At 71.7% G+C, this 9,900-nt stretch carries 9 protein-coding genes; 1 reads left to right on the plus strand and 8 read right to left on the minus strand.

Annotation, left to right across the window (positions count from 1 at the left end; translation table 11 throughout):
• Window positions 1-126 precede the first annotated feature (126 nt).
• The 8 genes from ABZ656_RS46470 to ABZ656_RS46505 all read right to left on the minus strand — a co-directional run bounded on the left by ABZ656_RS46470 (window position 127) and on the right by ABZ656_RS46505 (window position 9,498).
• A complete protein-coding gene (locus tag ABZ656_RS46470) occupies window positions 127-1,383 on the minus strand; it encodes a cytochrome P450 (protein ID WP_360277098.1) in 1,257 nt (418 codons plus the stop codon).
• A gap of 205 nt (window positions 1,384-1,588) precedes the next feature.
• Window positions 1,589-2,263 carry a response regulator transcription factor gene (locus ABZ656_RS46475; protein ID WP_054231357.1) on the minus strand — a complete coding sequence of 225 codons (675 nt, stop codon included), beginning with the start codon at window positions 2,261-2,263 and terminating at the stop codon, window positions 1,589-1,591.
• Window positions 2,260-3,609 carry a histidine kinase gene (locus tag ABZ656_RS46480; protein ID WP_180361979.1) on the minus strand — a complete coding sequence of 450 codons (1,350 nt, stop codon included), beginning with the start codon at window positions 3,607-3,609 and terminating at the stop codon, window positions 2,260-2,262. The genes ABZ656_RS46475 and ABZ656_RS46480 overlap by 4 nt, the downstream gene beginning before the upstream one ends.
• 145 nt (window positions 3,610-3,754) lie before the next feature.
• A complete protein-coding gene (locus ABZ656_RS46485; RefSeq protein ID WP_054231356.1) occupies window positions 3,755-4,429 on the minus strand; it encodes a response regulator transcription factor in 675 nt (224 codons plus the stop codon).
• Entirely contained in the window at window positions 4,426-5,802 is a 1,377-nt protein-coding gene (locus tag ABZ656_RS46490) for a sensor histidine kinase (protein WP_360277122.1), read from the minus strand. Before ABZ656_RS46490 ends, ABZ656_RS46485 begins: the two co-directional genes overlap by 4 nt.
• A 130-nt stretch (window positions 5,803-5,932) precedes the next feature.
• Entirely contained in the window at window positions 5,933-7,111 is a 1,179-nt protein-coding gene (locus ABZ656_RS46495; protein ID WP_360277125.1) for an acyltransferase, read from the minus strand.
• Window positions 7,112-7,298: 187 nt separating this feature from the next.
• Window positions 7,299-8,276: an alpha/beta hydrolase gene (locus ABZ656_RS46500; protein WP_360277128.1), complete on the minus strand. Its 978-nt coding sequence runs from the start codon at window positions 8,274-8,276 to the stop codon at window positions 7,299-7,301.
• 343 nt (window positions 8,277-8,619) lie between these two features.
• Window positions 8,620-9,498 carry an alpha/beta hydrolase gene (locus ABZ656_RS46505; RefSeq protein ID WP_101399517.1) on the minus strand — a complete coding sequence of 293 codons (879 nt, stop codon included), beginning with the start codon at window positions 9,496-9,498 and terminating at the stop codon, window positions 8,620-8,622.
• 216 nt (window positions 9,499-9,714) lie between these two features.
• On the opposite strand from ABZ656_RS46505, the gene ABZ656_RS46510 reads away from it, so the two are divergent.
• Window positions 9,715-9,900: hypothetical protein (locus tag ABZ656_RS46510; RefSeq protein WP_360277103.1), on the plus strand; the 186-nt coding region annotated here is incomplete at its 3' end.

A 9,900-nucleotide genomic window follows, 5' to 3' on the forward strand; every position in this document is an offset into this window, starting at 1 on the left:
GAACGTGCTGGAGATGTTCGAGGAGATCTGGCGCAGCACGGCCGGCTCGGCGTAGAGCTGGAGTGTGCCGATGATCGAGAACACCGTGGGGCCGGGGCCGGGGCCGGGGCCGGCGGTCCGGGCGGGTCAGAGCACGACGCCGAGTCCCTCCAGCCCCCGGATCACGAAGTTCGGCTTGCGCTCCGGCTCCGCGGCGAGGGCGAGCGTCGGCGCCTTCTCCAGCAAAGCGCCCAAGGACGCCGCCAGTTCGAGACGGGCCAGCGGGGCGCCGATGCAGTAGTGGATGCCGGCGCTGAAGGAGATGTGGGGGTTGTCGGTGCGGGAGAGGTCCAGACTCTCCGGGGACGCGAACACCTTCGGGTCGTGGTTGGCGGAGCCGAAGAGCAGGGCGATCTCCGCACCCCGGGGAACGGTCGTGCCGTCGATCTCGATGTCGTCCAGAACCCACCGTTCGAAGAGCTGGAGCGGGGTGTCGTAGCGCATCAGTTCCTCCACCGCCGTGGGGATCAGCGAAACGTCGCCGCGGAGGGCCGCCAACTGGTCGGGGTTGCGGAACAGCGCCCACCACCCGTTCACCGTGGCGTTCACCGTCGCCTCGTGCCCCGCGTTCAGCAGCAGGACGCAGGTGGAGATCATCTCCTGCTCGGTCAGACGGTCGCCCTCGTCGTGCGCGGCGATGAGCCCCGAGATCAGGTCGTCGCCCGGCTCCTTGCGACGCGCCGCGATCAGCTCCCGGAGGTACTCCGTGAACTCCACCGACGCCCGGACCGCCCTCGCCGCCGTCTCCTCGGAAGGGTTCAGCTCGTACATCCCGCAGATGTCCGCCGACCACGGCCTGAGCGGCGCCCGGTCCGACTCCGGGATGCCCAGCATCTCGGCGATCACGGCCACCGGGAGCGGCTCGGCGACATCGGTGAGCAGATCACCGCCGCCGGCCGCCACCAGACCGGCGACCAGCTCGTTCGCCAGCCGGTCCACATACGGCCTGAGCTGCTCGACCGTGCGCGGCGTGAACGCCTTGGAGACCAGCCGTCGGATCCGCGTGTGGTCCGGCGGCTCCAGATCCAGCATTCCGTGGTCGTTGAGGACGTGGAACGGCTCGTGCTCGGGCGGAGGTGCCGTCCGCCCGAAGTCCTCGTGCGTGTAACGGTGCTGGTAGGTCCGGCCCAGGCGCCGGTCCCGCAGCAGCGCCGATACGTCCGCGTGGTGCGGGACCAGCCACTGGTCGGTGGGCTCGTAGTAGTGCACCCGGCCGCGCTCGCGCAGCTCCGCGTACGCGGGGTACGGGTTCGCCACGAACTCCGGGTTCCAGGGATCGAAGGCCGACGGTGTCTGCGGGGTGTGCGGGGTGTGCGGGGTGTGCGGGGTGTGCGAGGCTGCCATGGGCGGACGCTAGCCCGACTCGGCCCCGCTGAACAGGGGCGTCTCGGCGACCGGGCCCGCGGCGGGGACCCCCGTACCCCGCCATCGGCCCGGCCGCCGCGCTCCCCCGGTCAGCAGGCACCCAGGTCGCCGGTCACCTCGATGGCCTCGATGGCCTCGGTGGCCTCGGTGGCCTCGGTGGCCTCGGTCATGTGAGTCGCCTGGGTCACCTGGGTGTGATCAGCCGTGCCTCGTACGCGAACACCGCAGCCTGTGTGCGGTCGCGCAGGCCAAGCTTCACCAGGATCCGGCTCACATGGGTCTTGATCGTGGACTCGGCGACGAACAGCCGCGAGGCGATCTCCGCGTTCGACAGGCCCTGCGCGATCAGGACCAGCACCTCCGTCTCCCGCTCGGTCAGCTCGCCGTAGGCCGCCTGCGCCGTGGCCGAGAGCCGCGGGGCGTCCGAGAGCTTGGAGAACTCGGTGATCAGCCGCTTGGTCACGGACGGAGCGAGCAACGCCTCCCCGGCCGCGACCACCCGCACCCCGTCGGCAAGTTGGCGCGCCGAGGCGTCCTTGAGCAGAAAGCCGGAGGCTCCCGCGCGCAGCGCCTGGTACACGTACTCGTCGAGGTCGAAGGTGGTCAGCACCAGCACCTTCGCGGCGCTGTCCGCGGCGACGATCTCCCGGGTCGCCTCGATGCCGTTCATCTCCGGCATGCGGATGTCCATCAGTACGACGTCCGGACCGAGCTCACGGACCCGCTCGACCGCGTCCCGTCCGTTGACCGCCTCGCCGACCACCTCGATGTCCGGCATCGCGCCGAGCAGCACCGAGAAGCCCTCGCGGACCATCACCTGGTCGTCGGCTATCAGGACGCGGATGGTGCCGTTCGTCATCCGGATTCCTCCGCCGCCCGCAGCGGCACCGGCAGGAAGACCGTCACCTCGTATCCCCCGTCGTCCGTTTCGCCCGTCGTCATCTCACCGTCCAGCATCGTGACCCGCTCGCGCATCCCGGTGATGCCGTGTCCCGCGCCGTGGGTCGACTTCACCAGGGTCGTCGTCTGCGCGGGGCCGTTGACTATGCGCAGGCCGAGCCCGCCGAGAACGTAGCCGATCTCGACGCGGGCCGTCGCGCCCGGTGCGTGCCGCAGGGTGTTGCTCAGCGCCTCCTGGACGATGCGGTACGCCGACAGCTCCACGCCCTGCGGGAGTTCGCGCACCGCGCCAGTGACCGTCTTCTCCACGCTCAGACCCGCCTCCCGCACATTGGCGAGCAGCGCGCCGAGGTCGGCGAGGGTGGGCTGCGGGGCGTCCGGAGCCTCGTAGTCCGCGGCCCGTACGACACCGAGGACGCGGCGCAGCTCGGTGAGCGCCGCCACCGCGTTCTCCCGGATCGTGACGAAGGCCTGCTCCAGCTCGGGCGGTGGGTTCTCCACCCGGTAGGGCGCGGCCTCCGCCTGGATGGCGACCACCGACATGTGGTGGGCGACCACGTCGTGCAGCTCGCGGGCGATCGTGGTGCGCTCCTCCAGGAGGGTGCGCTTGGAGCGCTCGTGCGCGGTCTCCGACTGCTGGGCGGTCACCTCCTGCTCCGCCGTGCGGCGTATGTGCAGGACGGTGACGACCAGCAGGGCGAGAGCGGCGAGGAACAGCAGGGGCATCGAGTCGGTCGCGTAGTGCCCGGAGCCGAATACGGTCTCGGCCGCCGACCCGTACAACGCGGTCAGCATCCACATCCAGGCCGCGGTGCGCGGTCGGGTCCGCAGCGCCACGACCGTCAGCACCAGCAGGTGGGTGATGAAGGCGCCCGGCGGCCAGGGCCAGTCACCCCAGCTGTCGCTGAACACGACCACGAACGGTGTCGCCGCCATGGAGAACCAGAAGGCTCCGACCGGCCGGACGAGCGTCAACAGCACCGGGAGCAGCGCGAGGAGGCTGGGCACCAGACTCCTGATGCCGGGGCCGCCTTGGTTCGCGGTGCTCGCGACGGCCATCGCGAGCAGTCCGCACGCCGCGACCACGGCATGCGGAGTCCAGGCCGCGTACTCCCTGACGCGCTCGGGCAGGCGTCGGGTGAGCGGGCCGTCCACTCGCATCCGCGGCAGCGGACGGTAGGCGAAGGCATCGTGGAACAGGTCCTGCCGCAGCCCGCGCAGGGCGTCCGCGGCCAGCCGGAACTCCGGGCTGCGGGGCTTGGCCCCGCCCGGCGGCTTCATCTGCGTCTGGGTCGTCTCGGTCACGTTCAAAACGGTAGGCCGCCTGCCGGGTCGCGGTCGTCACCAGTGAGAAGGGTCCTGCGGGATCCGTCTCAGGTACTACGGGTGTCCCCCCGGGGGGATCCGTGGGGACACCCGGGGGATGGGGTAGTCGCAGAAGTCCGCGGGCTCAGTAGCCGGACGGGCGTACCAGACCCGACTCGTAGGCGAAGACCGCGGCCTGGGTGCGGTCGCGCAGGCCCAGTTTCACCAGGATGCGGCCCACATGCGTCTTCACGGTCTGCTCGGCGACGACCAGGCGCTCGGCGATCTCCGCGTTCGACAGGCCCTGCGCGATGAGGGCCAGCACCTCCGTCTCCCGCTCGGTCAGCTCGCCCACGCGCTGCTTGAGCGGGGCACGGGGTGTGGAGTCCAGGCGGGAGAACTCGGCGATGAGACGGCGGGTGATCCCGGGGGCGAGCAGCGCGTCGCCCGCCGCCACCACCCGTACCGCCTCGGCCAGCTGGTCGGCGGACGCGTCCTTGAGCAGGAACCCGGAGGCGCCGGCACGCAGCGCCTCGTACACGTACTCGTCGAGGTCGAAGGTGGTGAGCACCAGCACCTTGATGTGCGGGGTCTCGCCGGTGATGCGTCTGGTCGCGTCGATGCCGCCGAGTTCGGGCATACGGATGTCCATCAGCACGACGTCCGGGGCGAGTTCGGCGACCTTGGCGATCGCGTCCAGGCCGTCGACCGCCTGGCCGACCACCTCGATGTCGGGCTGGGTGTTGAGCAGCACGGTGAAACCCTGCCGGACCATCTGCTGGTCGTCGGCGATCAGTACGCGGATGGTGCTGCTCGTCATCGGCTCTCGTCTCCTGTGCGGCCTGGGCGATCGACGTCGGTGGATGGGGAGGTGGCGGGGGAAGGGGCAGGGGAGGGGGAAGGGGAAGAGGAAGGGGCAGCCGAAGGGTCGGTGGAAGGGGAAAGGTCGGTGGAGGGGGCGTCGCCCGTGACCGCGCCGTCGCGGGGCAGGAAGGCCGCCACCACGAAACCGCCGTGCGCGGTCTCGGAGGTCACGAGGGTGCCGCCCAGCATCGCGGCGCGCTCCCGCATGCCGAGCAGCCCGTGCCCCGCGCCCGGGGACGGCGGGGCGGGACGCTCGGGTCTGGAGTTGATCACCCGCACCTGCAGCCCGCGCGGGAAGTGCCACAGCTCGACGCGGACCACCGAACCGGGCGCGTGCCGCAGCGCGTTGCTCAGTGCCTCCTGGATGATCCGGTATGCCGACAGCTCCACGCCGGGCGGCAGCGGGAGCTGCTCGCCGGTGATCTCCGTGGTCACCTGGAGACCGGCGGCGCGGGTGTTCTCGACGAGGGCGTCGAGGCGGTCGAGCGTGGGCTGCGGGGAGTTGGGGGCGGCACCGGTGCCGGCACCGAGGCCGTACGGGTCCTCGGGGTTCTCGGAGCGCAGCACGCCGAGGACGCGGCGCAGCTCGGTGAGCGCCTCCAGGGCGTTCTGCCGGATGCCCTCGAGGTTCTCCTTCAGTTCGTCGGAGGGGTTCTCGACCAGGTGCGGGGCGACCTGGGCCTGAATGGAGATCACCGACATGTGGTGGGCGACCACGTCGTGCAGCTCGCGCGCGATCCGGCTGCGCTCCTCGAGGAGGGTGCGACGGGCACGCTCTTCCTCGGTCTGCGAGGCCTGTTCGACGAGCTGGGTGCGGGCCTCGCGGCGGCCGCGCAGGGCGATGCCGAGGAGGACCACCGCGGCGAAGACGACGACCGCCAGGAACCCCGTCGAGTGGTACAGCTGTCCGCCGACCAGGCCCTGCATGACGTACGTCAGCAGGGCGGTCACGGACAGCGCGCCGATGGCCACCCGTGTGGGCAGCCGCAGCGCAAGCAGGAAGAGCACGAAGGCCTGCGCGACCAGCGCGGGCGAACTCCACGGCCAGTCGGGGCGCGGCGCACGGATGTCCGCCATCATGTGCGACCTGGCCCCGGCGGCGGCCAGGAGCGTGGCGCCCAGCGACAGCCACCAGGCCGGCACGGGCCGCCGCAGGGCGAGGGCGATCGCGACGCCCTGCGCGGCCCCGGTCACCTCACCCAGCGGGACGCCGAGTCGGTAGGTGTCGTTCAGCTCGGCCACGCCCGCGAGCGCGAGCCCGAGCGCGATCAGGCACAGCATCACGTGCGGCAGCCAGCGCAGCCAACGGGGCCGGGACAGCGGGGGCAGCGGGGCCGCCGACGGTGAGGTGAGGTCGGTGAGGACTTCTCGCAGGAGCGCACGGGTCGGCTCGCTGCTCGGCTCGCTGCTCGGCTCGCTGCTCGGGGGCCTCGGCTCGGCGCTGGTCACGTGATCAACCCTAGGCACGGCGGGCCGTTCGTGACCCCGCCGGACCGCCACGACGGTGGACGCGGACGACCCTGGAGGGGCGGCCGGAACGGCGGCGCGGACCCTGTTCGTAGGAGCGAAAGGCGACCCAGCAGACGCCGAGCCCGAAGGCGAAGACCGGAAGCCAGGCGAGGCGGGCAGCCACCCAGCCCAAACCGTCGGGAACCATGTGCAGACCGGGCAGCCTTCCCGCCGACAGGCCCACAGCGGTGACCGCCATCATGGACGTCTGGTGCCAGAGGAATATCGTCATCGCCGACAGATTGACCAGGGCCACCGCAGCCCACGCCAGGGGCCGCCGCATCCACCGGCGCAACGACTCGCGCAGCAGAAGAGCGAGGCCGCACTGAGCCATGCCGAAGGTGACCGCGGCCAGCGTCGGCGGGTTCAGATTCGAGACCGCCGCGCCCGGGACGCCGACCATCGACGCCGGGTAGCCGGCCCACATCACCAGCGCCGCGGTCGTCGCCGCGCCGCACAGGAGCAGCACCCAGCCCGCACGCCGCCGGTCCAACTCGCCGCGCGTCCAGGCCGCGCCCAGCGTGTACGGGACCATCCAGCCCGCCGCCACGTTCACCCAGCCGAGCCAGGACGGGCCGCCGAGTCCGAAACGCATCAGGTCCACGTGGAGAACGACGGCCAGCGGCCACAGCGGGTTGAGCCGGGTGAGCAGGGGCGTCGCGGCCGTCAGTCCCGCGAAGACCAGGAGGAACCACAGCGGGGACAGGGCCAGTTTGACGAGGGTGTGGACCGTACCGACTCCCGTGCCCGACACGAGCAGGCCGACGGTGGCCACCGTCCAGAGCGTCAGTACCGCGGCCACGGGTTTGAAGAGCCGCGTGAGGCGGGCGCGCAGCCACTGTCCGTACGTCGTGCCACGCGCCCGCGCCGACGCATAGCTCTTCGTCGCCACATGGCCGCCCACCAGGAAGAACACCGCGAGTGTCTGGAAGACCCAGGAGATGGGGGCCAGCCACGGCATGTGCTGCAACGGGCTCGCCGTGTGCAGCGCGCCGCCGTCCGCGACCAGGGCCGTCACCAGCCAGTGGCCCAGGACCACACCGAGGATCGCGAAGGCGCGCAGGGCGTCGACCGCGCGGTCCCGCTCCGCGGGGGTGGCGGCGTCGATACGGTGGGCGCCGTCTCCTATGGCGTGGGTGGCGGTGCGCAGGGCGACCGTGCGCGTGGGAGCGGAGAGGCGCGTGCGGCGCTTCGGTGTGGTTGGGGTGGTTGGGGTGGTCGGTGCGTTCTGTGCGTTCTGTGCGTTCCGTGCGTTCCGTGCGGGCGTTCGGCGGGCGGCTTCCTGTTCATGAACCATCGACTTACGGACCATCGACTCACGCACGGGTTACCTCCGAGGTGTCTCCGAGGACGATCCGGGCGAGGTTGTCCAAGGACACGGAGCCCGGTTTGAAGTAGTCGCTGTGGCCGCCGGTGCCCGCCGCGAAGACGTGGGCGCCGAAGGCCGGGGACACCGGGTCGGCGCCGAAGCCGACGGTGGTGCCGAAGAGGTCCGCGTGGACGTGCGGCACGTTCACGATCCAGTCGTCGGCGCCTCGGGCCGCCCAGATCCGAGCGGAGGTGCGCAGCGCCGCCACGGAGTCCGCGCCGGTGCCCGGGCTGCCGATGAGGGCGATGTCGTCCGCGTCCAGCCCGTGCGCCGCGCGGCCGCAGACGACCGTGCCGTACGAGTGGCACAGCAGGGAGACGTGCGCCTTCTCGCCGACGACGCCCCGCAGTTCGCGTATGAACCCCTTCAGCTGCGGGGCCGCGTCCTCGGCGCGGCCGGTCGTCAGGACCGTGGTGCTGACCGTGCCCGGTGTCTCGTAGCCGAGCCAGGCGATGACCGCCGTATGCGGACGTGAGGTGGATCCATGGGATCCGTGGGATCCATGGCTACGGTCGAGTCTGTCGAGGCGGTCTTGGAGGGCTGCCGCTCCTGCTCGGAAGCGGCCGTAGGTCTCCAAGGTCGTGTCGGAACCCGGGACCAGGACCGCGACGCGGTCGGCGTGGGCGAGGTCGCCGAGGACCTCGACGGCCAGGCCCTGGCCGCGACCGTCGAAGGAGAGGAAGTGGCGGGAGGGAGCTGCCATGGCGCGGTCCGCGGCGGCGCGGGTGCGGTCGCCGTGGGCGGCGGCCATGCGGGACGCCTCCGCGGCGTTCGCCCGGTTCGCCGTGTACGCCTCGTCCAGCGTCGCTGTCGTCGGCGGGGCGAGGGCGGCGGGGGCCGGGGCGGGGATCCGGGGGCGGGCCGCGGCGGAGACGGGAACGACCACGGCGGCCGTGACCAGCGCGGCCAGCAGGGTGCGGCTCAGGCGCCGGAGGAACCGGAAACGGGGGGTGGGGGGCGGGGGCTCCGCCGGTTGAGCCGACGGGGCCGTCCGTACCGTCCGTACCGTCCGGACCGGCTCGGATGACTCCGTCGGCTCGGGTGGTGGACTGGACGGTTCACGAGGCGGTGCCGTCTGGGTGGCTTGTGTCGCCCTTCCCGCCGTGGTCGGCTTCCCCCGGAGCTCCATGGCGTCCTTCCCGTCCGGTCCGCCCGCTCATCGGGCGCCTCTGGATGGGAAGTTACGGATCGTGACGTGTCATTCGCGTCCCGCCAGGGAGCTCATCTTGGAGGTAGCTCTCAGGTACTACGGGTATGACCGGGGGACGCTACCAAGCCAGTTGGGCGATCTCCTCGGCCACCACCGCGCACGCGTCCGCCGCCGGGTCGATCAGCGGGAAGTGGCCCACGTCCTCCAGGAGCGTCAGACCCACCACCTCGCCCGCCCTCGCCGCCGCCTCCGCGTACGACTCGGCGACCACCTCAGGGACGACGACGTCGGTGCGGCCCTGCACGAGGGTCGTGGCGATGCCGGTGGGAAGCAGGAACGCCGGGTCGGCGTACGGCTGCCGCTCCGCGAACCTGGCCTCGCCGCCGAGGAGTTGGCGGGAGGCTCCGGAGCAGACGTTCAGTTTCTCGGCGACCGCGAAGTCCGCGATCGGGGCGAGGGCCACGACACCGCGCAGCGGGGCGGGGCGGTCGGTGTGCCAAGGAGCGTCGGCGGGCAGGACGTGGCGGGCGGCGGCCCACAGGGCGAGGTGGCCGCCGGCCGAGTGGCCGGTGATCACCGTGCGGCGGAGGTCCGCCCGCGGCAGGTGCTCACGGGCGAGCGCCGGCAGCGCGTCGAGTGCGGCCGCGATGTCGTCGAAGGTGTCCGGCCAGCGGCCCGCGACCGGGCCCTCGCCGCCCTGCGCGGGGATCGTGGCGCCCCGGCGGTACTCCACGTTGGCCACGGCGAAGCCCCGGCAGGCCAGGTAGTCCGCGAACGGGGTGATGTGGCGACGGTCGTACGGGGCGCGCCAGGCGCCGCCGTGCAGGACGATCACCAGCGGGGCAGGAACCTCGGGGTCGGGTTCGCGCGGGGTGTAGAAGTCGATCACCTGGTCGGGATGGTCGCCGTACGTGGCGGTGACGTCGGGGTCGACCGGCGGGTGGGAGAAGGCCGAGGCCTCCTCGGCGGCGTCCCGTGCTGCGGCGTCGTCCGGCATGCTCCAACCTCTCAGCGGTGAAACGGATTTGGCGGACCAGGAGTGAATTCGGCCGTTGGCGGGGACGGTATCAGGCCCGTGACGTGCGTCTACACCCGGATGTCACGCTCGGTGAGGGGTAAACGGATCTGGTGTTTCGTTACGCTGGGTGGGGTCACGCGAACGGTATTGCTGAGGAGTCCGTCATGTCCGCCGAGTCCGGCACCGTAGGTCCTGGTGAACCCGGCACCGTACATCCTGGTGAACCCGGCACCGTACATCCTGGTGAACCCGGCACCGTACATCCTGGTGAACCCGGCACCGTACATCCTGGTGAACCCGGCACCGTACATCCTGGTGAACCCGGCACCGTACATCCTGGTGAACCCGGCACCGTACATCCTGGTGAACCCGGCACCGTAC

The sequence above is a fragment of the Streptomyces sp. NPDC007095 genome, from assembly GCF_040634475.1.
Taxonomy (GTDB): Bacteria; Actinomycetota; Actinomycetes; order Streptomycetales; family Streptomycetaceae; genus Streptomyces.

What these genes read in the sequence shown, in the direction of transcription:
- ABZ656_RS46505 (WP_101399517.1), bottom strand. Translation starts at nt 9,498, where the DNA reads ATGCCGGACGACGCCGCAGCACGGGACGCCGCCGAGGAGGCCTCGGCC.
- ABZ656_RS46485 (WP_054231356.1), bottom strand. Translation starts at nt 4,429, where the DNA reads ATGACGAGCAGCACCATCCGCGTACTGATCGCCGACGACCAGCAGATG.
- ABZ656_RS46475 (WP_054231357.1), bottom strand. Translation starts at nt 2,263, where the DNA reads ATGACGAACGGCACCATCCGCGTCCTGATAGCCGACGACCAGGTGATG.
- ABZ656_RS46470 (WP_360277098.1), bottom strand. Translation starts at nt 1,383, where the DNA reads ATGGCAGCCTCGCACACCCCGCACACCCCGCACACCCCGCACACCCCG.